Raw genomic sequence first — 16,884 nt, forward strand, 5'->3', positions numbered from 1 at the left:
TCTCGGTCATGAGGTGGCTTCCTTGATCGGTGTCCTGCCGGAGTACTCGCCGCTGATGGCGTCCGCAGCGCGGCGCACCAGCGGGAGCAGGGTGAGGAGTTCGTCGGCGGTGACGACGACGTTCGGCGCGGAGACCGACATCGCGGCGACCACCCGGCCGTCGGCGCCTCTGATCGGCGCGGCGACACAGTTGATGGACTCCTCATGGCCACCGAGGTCGGTGGCCCAGCCCTGTTCGCGCACCTTCTCCAACTCCCTCAGGAAAGCGGGGGCGTTGGGGGTGGAACGGGCCGTGTAGAGGGGGTAGTCGAGCTTCTCCGCGACCGCCCGCCGCTCGGGCTCGGGCAGATCGGCGAGGAGCAGTTTGGCGACGGCGGCGACGGTGATGGCGACGGGCTTGCCGATCCGCGAGTACATGCGGACCGGGTAGCGGCTCTCCACCTTGTCGATGTAGAGGACCTCGCCCTCCTCGTGGACGGCGAGGTGGACGGTGTGCCCGCAGGACTCGTTCAGCCGGACGAGGTGGGGGTGGGCGATCTCGCGGATGTCGAGGTTCTCCATCGCCTCCTGGGCGAGGGCGAAGAGGCGGGCGCCGAGGCGGTAGCGCTGGTCGGACTGGCGGTAGACGAGGCCGTGTTCGTGGAGGGTGCGCAGCAGCCGCAGGGCCGTCGACTTGTGCACGCCGAGGCGGTCGGCGACCTGTCCGAGGTCGGCGGGTCCCTCGGCGAGCAGCGGCAGGATGCTCAGGGCGCGGTCGACGGTCTGGCTCATGGGGTGCGTACCTCCTCTTCGGCCCGGCCTTCCCGGTCTTCGGTGTGCGTCCAGCCGGGGCCGAGTCGAAGTGTCCCCCACGCGTCGGGGTCGAGGGCGGCCAGCCGGTCGGCGTGTGCGCGCGTCGGGGGAACAGCGAGGTCGCCGGGGGCGGTGAGGGCGGCTGCGGCCATCAGGTGTCCGTGCCGGAGCCGGTCGCGCACGGGCAGCCCGCGCAGGGTGGCGGACAGGAACCCGGCAGCGAAGGCATCCCCGGCGCCGACCGCCGCGCTGACCTGGACCGTCGGGGCGGATTCGAAGGTGACCGTCGTCTGCCCCGCGCCGGGGGTCGGCGCGGGACGGAGCCGGTGCACGCGGCCCGGCACCGGCGGGGCGCCGCCGTCGTACCCGCCGGCGAACGCCGTGGCTCCCCGCGCCCCCTGCTTCACCACCAGCGTGCCGGGCTCCGGCAGCAGGGCCCTGATCGCCGTGGGGCCGCCGGTGACCCCCCACGCCTCCTGCGCCTCGTCCTCCCCCACGAACACGATGTCCGCGGCGCGTGCCAGTTCCAGCAGGACGCGCGGGCCGTCGGTGTCACGCCACAGCCCGGACCGGTGGTTGACGTCGAAGGAGATCAGCGGGCGCCCGGGCCGGCAGGCCGTCAGTTCCCGGAGCAGGCCCAGACAGTCCCCGGAGAGGGCGGCCGTGATGCCGCTCAGATGCAGCACGCGGCCCGCCCGCACCGCCGTCAGGTCCGTGTTCGCCACGGACATCGCGGAGGCGGCGGAGCCGGCCCGGTAGTAGGCGACCTCGTGCGTGTCGGTGGCGCGGTCCCCGGCGGTGCGGAAGTAGACGCCGGTCGGGCGGGCGGGGTCCCGGCGTACGGAGGTCACGTCGACGCCGTAGGAGGCGATGGTCTCGACGAGGTGGTCGCCGAACCCGTCCGCGCCCACCCGGCTGACCCAGCGCACCGTGTGTCCGGCCGCCGTCAGCGCGCAGGCCACGTTGGACTCCGCGCCGCCGATGCCCCGGTCGAAGGACGGCACGTCGGCGAGGCGCCCGGGCCGGGAGGGCAGAAAGGTGACCATGGACTCGCCGAGCGCGACGACGTCCACGACGCCGGGGGCATTGCGGGGTCCAGTGGTGGTCACGATCCTCGTACCTCCCGTGCCGGTGCGGGCGAGCGATAGCGAGATGGGGGTCCCCCGGCCGAAGGCTGGGGGAGGTTCCGTTGACCCCGCGTTGGCCGAGATGTTAGACAGCAGCAAACGACATACGCAATGGACGTTGCAGGACTTGCAACGCTCCTGGTGAGGGAGGCTCCATGGGTACCGAGGCATTCGAGGCGCTCGCCCGACTGGCCGAGGAACGTGTCGACCACCGCTTCAAGGGCCTCCCGCCGGACGCCGACGGCCTCACCGTCGGCGGGCTGGCCGCCCAGCGCCGCAACCTCTTCACCGGCGGTTTCACCACGCCCGTGCTGGCACTCTCCGCCGAGCGCCTGGAGCACAACCTGCGGCTCATGGAGACGTACACCGCCCGCCACGGGCTGGTCTTCGCCCCGCACGGCAAGACGTCCATGGCCCCGCAGCTGTTCGCCCGCCAGATCGAGCACGGTGCGGTGGGCATCACCCTCGCGGTGCCGCACCAGCTGCGGGTGGCGCGGGCGTTCGGGGTGCGGCGGATCTTCCTGGCGAACGAGCTGGTCGACCCGGTGTCCCTGCGCTGGATCGCCGCCGAGCTGGACGCCGACCCCGACTTCGAGTTCGTCTGTTACGTCGACTCCGTGCGCGGGGTCGAGCTGATGGGCGCGGCGCTGCCCGACGCGGGCCGCCCCCTGGACGTCGTCGTCGAACTGGCCGCCGGCGAGGGCGCCCGCACCGGGGTCCGTACGGAGGCGGAGGCCGCGCTGGTCGCGGACGCGGTGGCCGCCGTCCCGTCCCTGCGGCTGGCCGGCGTCGCGGGCTACGAGGGCGAGGTGCCGCAGGCGACGCCGGAGCGGGTGCGCGCGTGGCTGGACCGGCTGGTCGCGCTGGCCGTGGACTTCGACAAGGCGGGCCGGTTCGCGGGGCTGCACGAGATCGTGGTCAGCGCGGGCGGCAGCGCCTGGTTCGACACGGTGGCGGACGTGTTCGCCGAGATCCCCGAACTGTCGGCGCCCGTACTGAAGTTGCTGCGTTCCGGCGCGTACGTGTCGCACGACGACGGCCACTACCGCAAGCTGACCCCGTTCAACCGGGTGCCGCAGGAGGGCGCGCTGGAGCCGGCGTTCCGCCTGTGGACGCAGGTCGTCTCCCGCCCCTCCCCCGACCAGGCGTTCGTCAACGCGGGCAAGCGGGACGCGGCCCACGACCTCGACCTGCCCTTCGCCCAGGTGGTCCGCCGTGACGGCACGGAGCACCCCGCCACCGGCGTCTCGGTGACCGGGCTCTCCGACCAGCACGCCTGGCTGCGCACCACACAGGAGGCGGACCTGCGGGTCGGCGACTGGGTGGGCCTCGGCCTGTCCCATCCGTGCACGACGTTCGACAAGTGGCCGCTGATCCCGGTCGCGGAGGCCGACGGCACGGTCGTCGACTACATCCGCACCTTCTTCTAGGAGCCGCAGCGATGGAAGACCTCGTCATCCGGGACGCGGACGTCGTCGACGGCACCGGCGCGGACGCCTACCGCGCGGACGTGCTGATCGACGACGGACGGATCGTCGCGATCGTCAAGGAGGCCGCCGCGGCGGGCTGCCAACGCCCGAAGGCGGTACGGGAGTTGGACGCCGAGGGCCTGACCCTCTCGCCCGGCTTCATCGACATGCACGCCCACAGCGACCTCGCCCTGCTGCTCGATGCCGACCACAGCGCGAAGGCCGCACAGGGCGTCACCCTGGAAGTCCTCGGCCAGGACGGGCTGTCGTACGCCCCGGTCGACGACCCCACCCTGGAGGAGGTCCGCCGGGCCATCACCGGCTGGAACGGCTACGGCGACGACCTCGACTTCGACTGGCGGTCGGTGGGCGAGTACCTGGACCGTCTGGACCACGGCTTCGACGGCGAGGGCATCGCCGTCAACGCGGCCTATCTGATCCCGCAGGGCACGGTGCGCGCCCTCGCCGTCGGCTGGGAGGACCGCCCGGCGACGCCCCGGGAGCTGGACCGGATGCGGCGACTGGTCGCGGAGGGCCTGGAGCAGGGCGCGGTCGGCCTGTCGTCCGGCCTGACGTACACGCCCGGCATGTACGCGCCGGACTCCGAACTGACGGAACTGTGCCGGGTGGTGGCGCGCCACGGCGGCTACTACTGCCCCCACCACCGCAGTTACGGTGCCGGCGCGCTTCAGGCGTACGCGGAGATGGTGGAGCTGACCCGCGCGGCGGGCTGCCCGCTCCATCTCGCCCACGCCACCATGAACTTCGGCGTGAACGAGGGCCGCGCCCCGGAACTCCTGACCCTCCTGGACAAGGCCCTGGACGCCGGCGCCGACATCACCCTCGACACCTACCCCTACACCCCGGGCTGTACCACTCTCGCCGCTCTCCTGCCCAGTTGGGCGAGCGAGGGCGGCCCCCGGGAGATCCTGCGCCGCCTCGCGGACGACGACACGGCCGCCCGGATCCGCCACGACCTGGAGGTGACCGGCGCGGACGGCTGCCATGGCGTGCCCGTCGACTGGGACACGGTCGAGATCTCGGGTGTGGGCGACGAGCGCCTGGTGGACCACGTCGGCCGCACGGTCCGGGAGTCGGCGACCCGGCGGGACGAGGAGCCCTGGACGACGGCCCGCCGCCTGCTCCTGGAGGACCGGCTGGCCCCGACGATCCTCCAGCACGTGGGCCACGAGGAGAACGTCCGCACGATCATGCGCCACCGCGTCCACACGGGCGGCTCGGACGGCGTCCTGGTCGGCGCCAAGCCGCATCCGCGCGCCTACGGCACGTTCCCGCACTATCTCGGCCGCTACGCGCGGGAGTTGGGGATCCTGTCGCTGGAGGAGTGCGTGTCCCATCTGACCGGCCGCCCGGCGGCCCGGCTGCGTCTGCCCGACCGTGGTCTGATCCGCGAGGGCCACCGCGCCGACCTGGTCCTGTTCGACGCGGGCACGGTGGCGGCGGGCTCGACCTACGAAGCCCCCCGCACGCTCCCGACGGGCATCCCGCACGTCCTGATCGACGGCCGCTTCGTCATCGAGGACGGCAGGCGCACGGATGTGCTGGCGGGGCGGGCGGTCCGTCGCAGTCCCGTGTGACGGAACGCCCCTCCGCTCAGCCTTACGGCTTGGGCAGGACGCACCCGCTCGCGCTCAGGTTGAGCTGGTTGCCGGTCGTGAAGCAGGCCGGGATCTGGTAGATCTCCTGGGCGTAGTTGATGCCCTCACGGACGACGACGTTGCCGCTCGCGTCGACCTCGCACGGGTTGTTCTCGGTGCAGCGCTGGCCGTCCTCGTTGCCCGTGTTGTTGACGGCGACGACCTTGCCGGTGGACTGGTCGATCACCGGCGAGCCCGAGGTGCCGCCGATGGTCTGGCAGGCGGAGGTGTAACGGACCGAGTCCTTCCAGGTCCAGTCGCCCTCCTTCAGGCGGTACACGAACCCGTCGATGTTGCAGTTGTAGAGCCTCTTCCAGTAGCCGGAGGCCACGGTGATGGCGGTGCCGGCGGTCGGGTGCGTGTCCTGCACGGTCAGCGCGGAGATCCCGTAGGAGCTCCTGATCGCCGCGTAGGTGCTGGTGAGCTGGTAGATCGACACGTCGGTGTCGGTCATCGTCCCGTAGGCGAGCTTGCTGGCGCGCAGGGTCGCCACCTTGCTGCCGGCGGAGTTGAGCAGGCTGAAGGTCCGGCTGGACGACTGGTTGACGAGCACCTCGCCCGGCTGCGGGAAGCCGGTCGACAGGCAGTGGCCGTTGGAGAGCACCAGCGCCGGGGCGGTGTCCAGGGAGTTCGGGAAGCGGATGACCGAGCCGGAGCAGTTGCTGAGCGCGACGGTCCCGGCGAGGTTGACGGCCTTGAGCGTGGGCGCGGCCGTCCTGGTGGCCGCGGTGGTGTCCGCCCTGACCGCGATCGTGGAAGCCGAGGCGGCGGGGGCCGCGCTCACCGGCGCGGCGACCGCGGGCGCCGCGCCCGCCCCGGCGATGGCCAGGGCGAAGAACGCGGCGACGAGAGGCTTTCTCATGTGGGGGTCCCCTCTTACGACAAGGCGACCGGAGATCTTCCGGTCGCCCGCTGTTGTGTCGCTGTTTTGTCATGCGCATTGTTAGTGTCGGAAGAGGAGAGATCAAGGGTCTGTTTTCAGCCGCGGGCACAGGGGCCACGGCCGCACGCCCGAGCCCTCGCATGGCGAGGCCGACCCGCGCGGGCCCATCGTGGAAGGGACTCTCCGCGCCCATCGCGCCCCGTCGCCCGAACAGCCGGATCTGCGCCGCCTGGTCGACCTGACGGCGTTGCACTGGGACCCCCTGGTCCCCGGCGAGAGCGGCCTGGAGATCGGCGCGACATGCACCGTCCGCGACCTCCACGCCTTCGCGCCGCCGGACGACTGGATCGCGGGCCCACTCTTCGCGACGAGCTGCGGGGCCTTCCTGTCCTCGTTCAAGGTGTGGAACTCGGCGACCGTCGGCGGCAACATCTGCATGTCCCTGTCCGCCGGCCCGATGATCACCCTGACGGTCGCGCTCGACGCACGGTACGAACTGTGGGCTCCCGACGGGACCACCCGCACCGTCGACGCCCTCGACTTCGTCACCGGGGACCACCGCAACGTGCTGGCTCCCGGGGAGATCCTGCGGCGCATCGACATCCCGGCCCACGCGGGACCCTGCCCTGACCGTGCCGGGACACAGCCTGGGGCGAAACCCGCCCTCACAGGGCAATACACCTAGGACGGCCCTAGCGCCGTTTGACGCCTCCGCGCCCGTGCCCGCGGCCGCCGTTCCCGGCCGTGGCGGTGGGGCTGGTCGGCGTGGGGGTCCGGGAGGCGGCGGTGGACGACGGCGTCGCACTTGTGCCGGGGCCGGTGCCGGTGACCGTGCTCGGTGAGGGGCTCGCCGGGGCGGCGGAGGCCGAGGGCGACGTCTCGGCCGGGGCGGCGGCCGACTCCGGCCGAGGGGTGCCGGACGCGCTCCGCGTGCCCCCCGCCGCCGTCGGCGGCGCCGACCCCTCGTCCGGCCGTTCGGTACGCGTCTCCCCGCTCTTCGCGCCGCCGGACGACCAACCTGCGTACCCGGCGATCGCCGCGGCCAGCCAGACCGCCCCGACGGCGACGATCACCCGGCGTGAACGCCAGCCACCCGTCCGGCGTGCGGCGCGCCGGCGGTCCGCGCGACCGCCCGGCTCCGCCCGGGCCGGGGCGAGACGGGGCAGCTCGGTCGTCTCGTCGTAGGCGTTCTCCCAGCCGTGCGCGGCCGCCGGGTCCCGGTACTCCTCGTACGAGGCCGGGTCGGCGGCCTCGTACGGGTGGTACACGTTCGGCCGCACCCGGGGTACGGCGTTCTCGCCTGGCGTCGACATGGGCGCGGATTGTAGGGACAGGTGTGGCCCGTGGGACAGCCACCGGCGATAAGCGTGCAAAACACCCGTCTCACGTGGCGGAAAACACCCCCCGGCACGCGTTACCGAGCCGTAAGCTCCCAGACATGCAGGTGATCCAGTCGACCAAGCTCGCCAACGTCTGTTACGAGATCCGGGGCCCGGTTCTCGAGGAGGCGATGCGCCTGGAAGCGGCTGGTCACCGCATCCTCAAGCTGAACACCGGCAACCCGGCCGCCTTCGGCTTCGAGGCCCCGCCGGAGATCCTGGAGGACATCCTCCGCAACGTCTCCTCGGCGCACGGCTACGGCGACGCGAAGGGCCTGCTGGCCGCGCGCAGGGCCGTCGTGATGCACAACCAGACACTCGGCATAGAGACGGACGTCGAGCACGTCTTCATCGGCAACGGCGTCTCCGAGCTGATCGTCATGGCGATGCAGGCGCTGCTGGACGACGGGGACGAGGTCCTCGTACCCGCGCCCGACTACCCGCTGTGGACCGCCGCCGTCTCGCTCTCCGGCGGCACCGCCGTGCACTACCGGTGCGACGAGCAGGCGGACTGGATGCCCGACCTCGCGGACGTCGAGCGGAAGGTCACCGACCGTACCAAGGCGATCGTCATCATCAACCCGAACAACCCGACGGGCGCCGTGTACGACGAGGCGATGGTCCGCGGGCTGACCGACATCGCGCGTCGGCACAACCTCCTGGTCTGCTCGGACGAGATCTACGACAAGATCCTCTACGACGGCGCCACGCACACCCCGACCGCCAAGGTCGCCCCGGACCTGCTCACCCTCACCTTCAACGGCATGTCGAAGGCGTACCGGGTGGCCGGCTACCGGGTCGGCTGGATGTCGATCTCCGGGCCGCGGGCACACGCCGACTCCTACATCGAGGGCCTGACGATCCTGGCGAACATGCGGCTGTGCGCGAACATGCCGGGGCAGCACGGCGTGGTCGCCGCGCTCAGCGGGCGGCAGACCATCAACGACCTGGTGCTGCCGGGCGGGCGGCTCAAGGAGCAGATGGACACGGCGTACGAGCTGCTCACGCAGATTCCGGGGGTGAGCTGCGTGCGGCCGAAGGGGGCGCTGTATCTCTTCCCGCGCCTCGACCCCACCGTCTTCAAGATCAAGGACGACCGGCGGATGGTCCTGGACCTGCTCCGCCAGGAGAAGATCATGGTCGTCCAGGGCACCGGGTTCAACTGGCCGGAGCCGGACCACTTCCGGGTCGTCACCCTGCCGACGGCGACGGACCTGCGGGACGCGGTGGGCCGGATCGGCCGCTTCCTGGACGGCTACGGCCAGCCGTAGCCGCGGCTGCGGGGCACGACTCCAGGACTCCGAGACGACTCCACCTTAGACGAAATCCAATGTAGGATGGTTTCCTGAGATCACAGGAGGCCATCCTCATGTACGAACCGATCCGCACGCCTTCTTCCCGAGGGTCTGCCCACATCGCGATGGCCGGCACGTCCTCCGACTTCCCCCACCGTTCCCGCGAGGAGGAGCTGGACATCCAGCTCGCCGGTCATCTCGCGGCGCTGCTCGCCGTCACCGACGAGCTGCAGGCGACGGCCCCGTCCGACGACCTGGACACCGCGGGCACCCGGCTCGCGCAGCAGGTGGCCCGGCTGCGGGGAGGGCGGACACCGGTCCGCTCGGCCCCTCGCCCCACCGCCCCGGCGCAGCCGCACCTCACGGCCCTGCACGAGCGGGCGCACGCCCTGGCGGGCCGGGCACTCCTCGTCGCCGCGTCCCGCGCGGACACCGCGTCGGCGATCCTCGCGGCCCGGCGCATGGACGCGCACGCCGCGGCACTGGTGGAGAACGCGGAGAACAAGGAACTGAGCACCGCCGGCTGACTCCCCTTCGGGGGACCATGAACGGCCCCGGTCCGCGTGCACCCGCAGCGACGCGCGGACCGGGCGCCACACACTGCGTTGGCCTGAACCGCGACGCCCGCCCCGCGCCCCTTGGGAGTTGCAGTGCCGGGGCCGTTGCGTCACCCCCCGTTCACCCGGACCGCCCAGGAATGTGGGGTTCCGGGAGCACGCTCCACCTGTGAGACGAATCGCAGGAATCGTCCTCGCTGTGCTGCTGATGGCGGGTGTGGTGGTCGCCGTCGTCGCGGGGCGCAGTGATGAGGACAAGGGCACGGCAACGAAGACCGTGCGGATGGTGATCGGGTCGGAGAAGGCGGAGTTCTTCGCGGATCCCGACGTGGTGAAGGCCCTCGCCGCCAAGGGCTACACCGTCAAGGCCGAGACCTCCGGGTCCTGGGCCATGGAGGGCCTGGACCTCAAGGGCTTCGACCTCGCCTTCCCCAGCAGCCAGGCGCCCGCCGTCGAGCTCGCCGCGAAGTACAAGGTGACGGGGACGCTACCCCGCCCCTTCTACTCGCCCCTCGTCGTCGTGGCGCACAAGAGCGCCGCCGGAGTGCTCGCCGGCAACGGTCTGGCCACGCTCGACGCCGCCCACCGCGGCACGCTGAAAATGGCGCCCTATCTCGACGCGGCCCGCGCCGACCGGACCTGGCAGCAGCTCAAGGGCGCTGGGAAATACGGGGAGTTGACAGGAACTCTCTACCTCTCCAGCACCGACCCGGAGACCTCCAACTCCGGCGCCCTCTACCTCGCCGCCGCGTCCTACGTCGCAGCCGGCGGCAAGGTGGTCGCCAGCGACGCCGACATCGGGCGCACGGCGCCCCTGCTGAAGAAGCTGGTGAGCGTCCAGGGCGCCCAGCAGTCCAGCACGGACGCGGCGTTCCGGGACTTCGTCAGCGGCGCCGGCAACCCGCTCGTCTGGGTCTACGAGTCGCAGGTCGCCTCGCTTCTGGCGGGCGGGCAGCAGCCGGACGACCTGGTGGTCCTCTACCCGGACACCACCGTCAACAGCGACCACACCGCCGTCCCGCTCACCGAGAACGGCGCGGCTCTCGCCGAACTCCTCTCCAGCGACCCGCGGTTGCGCACGCTGGAGATCCGGCACGGGTTCCGCCCGCAGGGCGTCACCGCCGAGTTCGCCTCGGCCACCACCTACCTCAAGCAGCAACTGACCGGCGTCCGCCAGGCGCCCGTGCCCACCTCCACGGTGCTGCACGAGCTGGCGCGACGGGCGCGCGGATAGGGGGACACAGCACATGACCGACGACACCTTCACCCTCACCCCGCCCGAGGCGGTCGCCGCCGTGCCGCGGGAGAAGGCCGGCGGGCTCGTCCCCGTCGACGACTCCGTCCGTACGGACATGGCCACCAAGGCCGCCGCCTACGTCGAGGGGCTCGCCGCGCTCGACGCCCGCTCGCCCGAGTTCGCGGGCAAGGTCGGCGAGATCACCGCGCTCGGCGCCGGTGAGATGCGCACGGCCGCCGCGCAGTCCAACCGCATGCTGGAGCGGACCATCAGGAGCCTGCCGGACAAGGGCGGGGACGCCCAGTCGCAGGTCGCCGGCTCGCTCGTCGAACTGCGGCGGGTGGTCGAGGACCTGGACCCGCGTGAGCTGCCGGCCTCCAAGGGACGGAAGTTCCTGTCCCGGCTGCCCGGCGGCAACAGACTGCGCGATCACGTCGCCAAGTACGCCTCGGCGCAGGGCACGTTGAACAAGATCGTGGGCTCGCTGCGCGGCGGCCAGGACGAACTGCGGCGCGACAACGCGGCGTTGCAGACCGAGCGCGTCCGGCTGTGGGAGACCATGGGCAAGCTCCAGGAGTACGTCGTGCTGACCGACGCCCTGGACCGGGCCGTCGAGCAGCAGATCGCCGGCGCCGAGGCCACCGACCCGGAGCGGGCCGACAGTCTGCGCGCCGACGTTCTGTTCCCGGTCCGGCAGAAGCACCAGGACCTGCTCACCCAGCTCGCGGTGTGCGCGCAGGGCTACCTCGCCATGGACGTCGTACGACGCAACAACGACGAGCTGATCAAGGGCGTCGACCGGGCCGCCACGACCACGGTGTCGGCGCTGCGGATCTCCGTGATGCTGGCGTCCGCGCTCGACAACCAGAAAAAGGTGATCGAGCAGGTCAACGCGCTGCGCGGGACCACCGAGGACCTCATCCGGGGCAACGCGGAGATGCTGGCGACGCAGAGCGGGGAGATCCAGCGGATCGCCGCCGACCCGGCCGTCGGCGCCGAGACCCTGCGCTCCGCCTTCCAGCAGATCTACCGCACCCTCGACGCCATCGACACCTACAAGGTGCAGGCGACCGAGGCGATGGCGGTGACGGTGGAGAACCTGACGGCCGAGCTCCAGCAGGCGAGCACCTACCTGGACCGCAGCCGCTCGCGCGGCGCGCTGGAAGGCGGGCTCGCATGAGGCAGCCTCTCCTGCCTCTCCGGCCCCTGCGGCCCCTGCGGCCCCTCCTCGCGGTGACGGCTTTCGCCCTCCTGCTGACCGCGTGCTCCGCCGAGGACGACGCCAAGGATCCCGACGCCCCGCGGCCCGGCACCCTGCGGGTCCTCGCCTCCAGCGAGCTGAGCGACATGACCCCGGTCCTGGAACAGGTCCGCAAGGACACCGGCGTCACGATCCGGCCCACCTACATGGGCACCCTGGACGCCGTGAACCTGCTGGCGAAGGGCGGCACGGACGGGAAGTACGACGCCGTGTGGCTGTCCTCCGACGACTATCTGCGGCTGCGGCCCGACGCGGCGAAGAAGGTCGTCTCGGAAACGCCGATCATGTCCAGCCCGGTGGCTCTCGGCGTGAAGAGCAGCACCCTCAACTCCCTTGGCTGGAAGGCCGATCACGTCACCTGGACGCAGATCGAGAGGGCCGTCCAGGACGGGAGGCTCACCTACGGCATGACCGACCCCGCCCGCTCCAACTCCGGGTTCTCCACGCTGATCTCGGTCGCCTCGGCGCTCTCGGGAGCACAGTCGGCGCTCACGGACGCGGACGTCACCAAGGCGACCCCGCGGCTGCGGGAGTTCTTCAAGGGGCAGCAGCTGACCTCGGGGTCGTCGGGCTGGCTGGCAGCCGCCTACACCCGGCGCGGTGACGTCGACGCGCTGCTCAACTACGAGTCGGTCCTCAAGGGCATCCCGGGGCTGACGGTCGTCCGCCCCACCGACGGCGTCGTCACCGCCGACTACCCGCTCTCCTCCCTCGCCTCGACCGACACGACGGCCCGGGACAACGTCAGGCGGGTCACCGACGCACTGCGCACGGAGGCCGTCCAGCGGCTGATCACCGCCAGGACCCACCGTCGCCCGGTCGTCGCCTCCGTACCGCCCGCGCCCGGACTCGACACCGCGCGCCGGCGCGAACTGCCCTTCCCGGGCAGCCGTTCCGTCGCCGACAGGCTGCTCGACGCCTATGAGAACAAGCTGCGCCGCCCCTCACGGACCGTGTACGTCCTCGACACCTCCGGCTCGATGGAGGGCGACCGGCTGCGCCGTCTGAAGGACGCCCTCAGCGACCTCACCGGCGACTTCCGGGACCGCGAGGAGGTGACGCTGATGCCGTTCGGGTCGGACGTGAAGAGCGTCGCCACGCATGTCGTGAGCCCCTCCGACCCGGACGCCGGGCTCGCCGCGATCCGCAAGGACACCGGGCAGCTGCGGGCCGACGGCGAGACCGCGATCTACACCTCGCTGGAGAAGGCCTACGACCATCTGGGCACGGGCCGGGACACCTTCACCTCCATCGTGCTGATGACAGACGGCGAGAACACCAAGGGCGACGACGCCGACGACTTCGACGCCTTCTACCGCGGGCTCGGCGCCGGCCGGCGGGACATCCCCGTCTTCCCCATCCTGTTCGGCGACTCCGACCGCTCGGAGCTGGAGCACATCGCCGAGCTGACCGGCGGCCGGCTCTTCGACGCCCAGAAGGGCTCGTTGGACGGCGCCTTCGAGGAGATCCGTGGCTACCAGTAGGGTCGTGGGCTTCCTGGAGTCCCGCAAGAACATCACGGGCAGCGCGTGCGGGCTGGCCGGCCTGGTGCTGACGTTCACGGGAGTCGCCGGACCGTACTGGCCGGTGGTCGTCGTCGGCCTGTACGGCGCGGGCGCGCTGATCGCCCCGCCGGAGCGGCCGCCGCTGCCCGACTTCCCCAGTCCGTCCACCCAACTGGAGGAGATCCGCGGCGACTTCGGGCGGCTGCGGGAGTACCTGGACGGCGTGGAGCTGCCCCCGGCCGCCGCCGGACGGCTCATCGAGCTGACCGAGTTGCTGACCGCGCTGCTCGACCCCGGCTGGGTCGGCGAGGTGCTCGCCCAGGACCCGGAGGGCGTGCACACCCTGTCGCGGGCGGTACGACAGGACATCCCGGAGGCCGTCGACACCTACGTACGGACGCGGTGGTGGACGCGGCTCGCGCCGGGGCAGGAGTCGCCGGAACGGCACCTGGAGCGCCAGCTCGGTCTCCTCCACGAGGAGGCGGAGCGGCTGGCGGCGAGCCTGCGCGAGACGGAGGCCCGACGCCAGGAGTCGCACACCCGCTACCTGGAGGAACGCAACCATTGACGTCCTCGCCTGCGTGAACGCAGACGATTCCGGTCCGCACCTCCCCCAACTCTCGGCTTCGCTCGAGCCGGGGGGACCCCCATCGCGGTGCCACCGTGGGTTCCTGTGTTCGGTAGCTGACGCGGAACAGCGGCAGACCCGCAACGGCAGCAGACGCGGAACGCGGAGAAAGGCGAAGGCCTGTCGTCGCGCTCCTCCCGTCGGGGCGGACGGGAACGCGCGACGACAGGCCCCGGACCCCGCACGCCGTTGTGCGGAGCCTCGCCGGTCCGTGGTGCTCAGCCCAGACGCTGTACCAGTGCGTGGTACTCGTCCCACAGTTCCTTGGGCGTGTGCTCGCCGAAGGTGTTGAGGTGGTCGGGGACCAGGGCGGCCTCCTCGCGCCAGACCTCCTTGTCGACCGTGAGGAGGAACTCCAGGTCGGAGTCGGCCAGTTCGAGGCCGTTCGTGTCGAGGGCGCCCTTGGCCGGCAGCACGCCGATCGGGGTCTCGACGCCCTCGGCCTTGCCGTCGAGGCGCTCCACGATCCACTTCAGGACGCGGCTGTTCTCGCCGAAGCCGGGCCAGACGAACTCGCCCGCATCGTTCTTGCGGAACCAGTTGACGTAGTAGATCTTCGGGAGCTTCGCCTGGTCCTTGTCCTTGGCGACGTCGATCCAGTGGCCCATGTAGTCGCCCATGTTGTAGCCGCAGAACGGCAACATGGCGAACGGGTCGCGGCGCAGCTCGCCGACCTTGCCCTCGGCGGCGGCGGTCTTCTCGCTCGCCACGTTGGCGCCGAGGAACACGCCGTGGTTCCAGTCGAAGGACTCCGTCACCAGCGGGACGGCGGACGCGCGCCGGCCGCCGAAGAGGATCGCCGAGATCGGCACGCCCTTGGGGTTCTCCCACTCGGGGGCGATGATCGGGCACTGGGCGGCGGGGGTGGTGAAGCGGGCGTTGGGGTGCGCGGCCGGACGGTATCCGTGTGCCTCGCGGGCCGACTCGGGGGTCCAGTCGTTGCCCTTCCAGTCCGTGAGGTGGGCGGGAGTCTCCTCCGTCATGCCCTCCCACCAGACGTCGTTGTCGTCGGTGAGGGCGACGTTGGTGAAGACCGAGTTGCCCCACAGCGTCTTCATCGCGTTGGCGTTGGTGTGCTCACCGGTGCCGGGCGCGACGCCGAAGAAGCCGGCCTCGGGGTTGATGGCGTACAGCCGGCCGTCCTCGCCGAAGCGCATCCAGGCGATGTCGTCGCCGATCGTCTCGACGGTCCAGCCGGAGACGGTGGGCTCCAGCATGGCGAGGTTGGTCTTGCCGCAGGCGGACGGGAAGGCGGCGGCGATGTACTTGGACTCACCGGTGGGCGGGGTGAGCTTGAGGATCAGCATGTGCTCGGCGAGCCAGCCCTCGTCGCGGGCCATCACCGACGCGATGCGCAGGGCGTAGCACTTCTTGCCGAGCAGGGCGTTGCCGCCGTAGCCGGAGCCGTAGGACCAGATCTCGCGGCTCTCGGGGAAGTGCGAGATGTACTTGGTGGAGTTGCACGGCCACGGGACGTCCGCCTCGCCCTTCGCGAGGGGCGCGCCGAGGGTGTGGACGGCCTTCACGAAGAACCCGTCGGAGCCGAGCTCGTCCAGCACCGGCTGTCCCATCCGGGTCATGGTGCGCATGGACACGGCGACGTAGGCGGAGTCGGTGATCTCGACGCCGATCGCGGACAGGTCCGAGCCCAACGGGCCCATGCAGAACGGCACGACGTACATCGTCCGGCCCCGCATCGAGCCGCGGAACAGGCCCTTCTCACCGCTGAAGATGTCCCGCATCTCGGCGGGGGCCTTCCAGTGGTTGGTGGGGCCGGCGTCCGCCTCCTGCTCGGAGCAGATGAAGGTGCGGTCCTCGACCCGGGCGACGTCGGTGGGGTCGGAGGCCGCGTAGTACGAGTTGGGGCGCTTGATCGGGTCGAGTTTCCGGAAGGTGCCCTTCTCGACGAGCTCCCCGCACAGGCGCTCGTACTCGGCCTCGGATCCGTCACACCAGACCACGTTGTCCGGCTGCGTGAGTTCCGCGATCTCGTTCACCCAGGAGACGAGCTCCTGGTGGTCGGTGGGGATGACGGGGGGAGCCGCGATGTCGCGCGCCACGATTGCTCCTAAATGAGGGGTTTTTTGGTTGGAGGCCCCGTGGGGGCTGCGACCCGGATGCTTCACGGTGGTGACCCTGGCGCTCATCCGGTGTCGACCGCACTCATTTGATCATCCGACTGTACCGCCCATCTGTCCAGAGCGCATCACAAGTGAGCGGAGTGAGGATGGCCACGTGTACGGACGCCTTTTTGCGTCCATGTGGCGTTCAGGCGGTAGCCCCTTTACCCAACTCCCGTGAGACGATGGCCACTCTTCACCCCACATTCCGTCGGAGTGATCTGTAACCTACGGTTCCGTAGGTACGATTCGACGTATGACTGCGCCCGTTCCCGACGCGACCACGGATACACCGGCCGCCGACCGCGGTTCCGTCGCACACGCCCTGTCGGAAGAGATCAAGCCCAAGCTTCGCGGCTGGCTGCATCTCGGCATGTTCCCGGCCGCCCTCATCGCCGGCCTCGTGCTCACCGCCCTCGCCGACTCCACCCGCGGCCGCATCGCGTGCGGCATCTACGCACTCACCGCCTGCCTGCTGTTCGGCGTGAGCGCGCTCTACCACCGCGGCAACTGGAACGCGCGCATGGACGGCATCCTGCGCAGACTGGACCACGCGAACATCTTCCTGATCATCGCGGGCACCTACACCCCGCTGACGATGCTGCTGCTCCCCGGCGCGAAGGGGCAGTGGCTGCTGTGGGGCGTCTGGGGCGCCGCGGCGGCGGGCATCCTGTTCCGGGTCTTCTGGGTCGGCGCCCCGCGCTGGCTCTACACCCCCTGCTACATCGCGATGGGCTGGGCGGCCGTCTTCTTCCTGCCGGACTTCATGCGCACGGGCGGCATCGCGGTCCTGGTCCTGGTGATCGTCGGCGGGCTCCTCTACAGCGCGGGCGGCGTGATCTACGGCATCAAGCGGCCCAACCCCTCACCACGTTGGTTCGGCTTCCACGAGGTCTTCCACTCCCTGACCCTCGCCGCGTTCGTCGTGCACTACGTCGGCATCTCCCTGGTCGCGTACCAGCACGCGTAACGA

The 16,884-nt window shown here is 71.1% G+C and carries 15 protein-coding genes; 10 read left to right on the plus strand and 5 right to left on the minus strand.

Going from position 1 to position 16,884, the window contains the following annotated elements; all coding sequences use genetic code 11:
• Positions 1-6 precede the first annotated feature (6 nt).
• Positions 7-771: an IclR family transcriptional regulator gene (locus tag B5557_RS16205; protein ID WP_079660071.1), complete on the minus strand. Its 765-nt coding sequence runs from the start codon at positions 769-771 to the stop codon at positions 7-9.
• Entirely contained in the window at positions 768-1,901 is a 1,134-nt protein-coding gene (locus tag B5557_RS16210) for a sugar kinase (RefSeq protein WP_079660072.1), read from the minus strand. Before B5557_RS16210 ends, B5557_RS16205 begins: the two co-directional genes overlap by 4 nt.
• A gap of 173 nt (positions 1,902-2,074) precedes the next feature.
• On the opposite strand from B5557_RS16210, the gene B5557_RS16215 reads away from it, so the two are divergent.
• Together B5557_RS16215 and B5557_RS16220 are read left to right on the plus strand one after the other, a co-directional pair.
• Positions 2,075-3,349 (plus strand): amino acid deaminase, encoded by a 1,275-nt coding sequence (locus B5557_RS16215; protein WP_079660074.1) that lies wholly within the window; start codon positions 2,075-2,077, stop codon positions 3,347-3,349.
• Between the two features lie 11 nt (positions 3,350-3,360).
• The gene (locus B5557_RS16220; protein WP_079660075.1) at positions 3,361-4,986 is read left to right on the plus strand and encodes an N-acyl-D-amino-acid deacylase family protein; all 1,626 of its coding nucleotides are present in this window, start codon (positions 3,361-3,363) and stop codon (positions 4,984-4,986) included.
• 22 nt (positions 4,987-5,008) lie between these two features.
• On the opposite strand, the gene B5557_RS16225 is transcribed toward B5557_RS16220, so the two are convergent.
• The gene (locus B5557_RS16225; RefSeq protein ID WP_079660077.1) at positions 5,009-5,908 is read right to left on the minus strand and encodes a S1 family peptidase; all 900 of its coding nucleotides are present in this window, start codon (positions 5,906-5,908) and stop codon (positions 5,009-5,011) included.
• 190 nt (positions 5,909-6,098) lie between these two features.
• Between B5557_RS16225 and B5557_RS16230 the strand changes: the two genes are divergently transcribed.
• The gene (locus B5557_RS16230; protein WP_231976365.1) at positions 6,099-6,614 is read left to right on the plus strand and encodes an FAD binding domain-containing protein; all 516 of its coding nucleotides are present in this window, start codon (positions 6,099-6,101) and stop codon (positions 6,612-6,614) included.
• A 7-nt stretch (positions 6,615-6,621) separates the two neighbouring features.
• Here the strand turns inward: B5557_RS16230 and B5557_RS16235 are convergent, their stop codons facing one another.
• Positions 6,622-7,242, minus strand: a complete 621-nt coding sequence (locus B5557_RS16235) for a hypothetical protein (protein ID WP_079660078.1) — start codon at positions 7,240-7,242, stop codon at positions 6,622-6,624.
• Positions 7,243-7,367: 125 nt separating this feature from the next.
• On the opposite strand from B5557_RS16235, the gene B5557_RS16240 reads away from it, so the two are divergent.
• The 6 genes from B5557_RS16240 (at position 7,368) to B5557_RS16265 (ending at position 13,731) form a co-directional block, all read left to right on the plus strand.
• The gene (locus B5557_RS16240) at positions 7,368-8,579 is read left to right on the plus strand and encodes a pyridoxal phosphate-dependent aminotransferase (protein ID WP_079660080.1); all 1,212 of its coding nucleotides are present in this window, start codon (positions 7,368-7,370) and stop codon (positions 8,577-8,579) included.
• 98 nt (positions 8,580-8,677) lie between these two features.
• Positions 8,678-9,130 (plus strand): SCO4983 family protein, encoded by a 453-nt coding sequence (locus B5557_RS16245; RefSeq protein ID WP_079660081.1) that lies wholly within the window; start codon positions 8,678-8,680, stop codon positions 9,128-9,130.
• A gap of 199 nt (positions 9,131-9,329) precedes the next feature.
• A complete protein-coding gene (locus B5557_RS16250) occupies positions 9,330-10,394 on the plus strand; it encodes a hypothetical protein (RefSeq protein WP_079660083.1) in 1,065 nt (354 codons plus the stop codon).
• A 13-nt stretch (positions 10,395-10,407) separates the two neighbouring features.
• Positions 10,408-11,577 carry a toxic anion resistance protein gene (locus B5557_RS16255; protein ID WP_079660084.1) on the plus strand — a complete coding sequence of 390 codons (1,170 nt, stop codon included), beginning with the start codon at positions 10,408-10,410 and terminating at the stop codon, positions 11,575-11,577.
• Positions 11,574-13,142, plus strand: a complete 1,569-nt coding sequence (locus tag B5557_RS16260) for a substrate-binding and vWA domain-containing protein (protein ID WP_079660086.1) — start codon at positions 11,574-11,576, stop codon at positions 13,140-13,142. The genes B5557_RS16255 and B5557_RS16260 overlap by 4 nt, the downstream gene beginning before the upstream one ends.
• Positions 13,129-13,731: a hypothetical protein gene (locus B5557_RS16265; protein ID WP_173877692.1), complete on the plus strand. Its 603-nt coding sequence runs from the start codon at positions 13,129-13,131 to the stop codon at positions 13,729-13,731. Before B5557_RS16260 ends, B5557_RS16265 begins: the two co-directional genes overlap by 14 nt.
• A gap of 278 nt (positions 13,732-14,009) precedes the next feature.
• On the opposite strand, the gene B5557_RS16270 is transcribed toward B5557_RS16265, so the two are convergent.
• Complete coding sequence (locus B5557_RS16270) at positions 14,010-15,851, minus strand: phosphoenolpyruvate carboxykinase (GTP) (protein WP_079660088.1); 1,842 nt, start codon at positions 15,849-15,851, stop codon at positions 14,010-14,012.
• 316 nt (positions 15,852-16,167) lie between these two features.
• On the opposite strand from B5557_RS16270, the gene trhA reads away from it, so the two are divergent.
• Positions 16,168-16,881, plus strand: coding sequence for a PAQR family membrane homeostasis protein TrhA (gene trhA, locus B5557_RS16275; RefSeq protein ID WP_079660090.1), 714 nt, complete (start codon positions 16,168-16,170; stop codon positions 16,879-16,881).
• Positions 16,882-16,884: the final 3 nt, after the last annotated feature.

It is taken from the genome of Streptomyces sp. 3214.6 (genome assembly GCF_900129855.1).
GTDB lineage: Bacteria > Actinomycetota > Actinomycetes > Streptomycetales > Streptomycetaceae > Streptomyces > Streptomyces soliscabiei.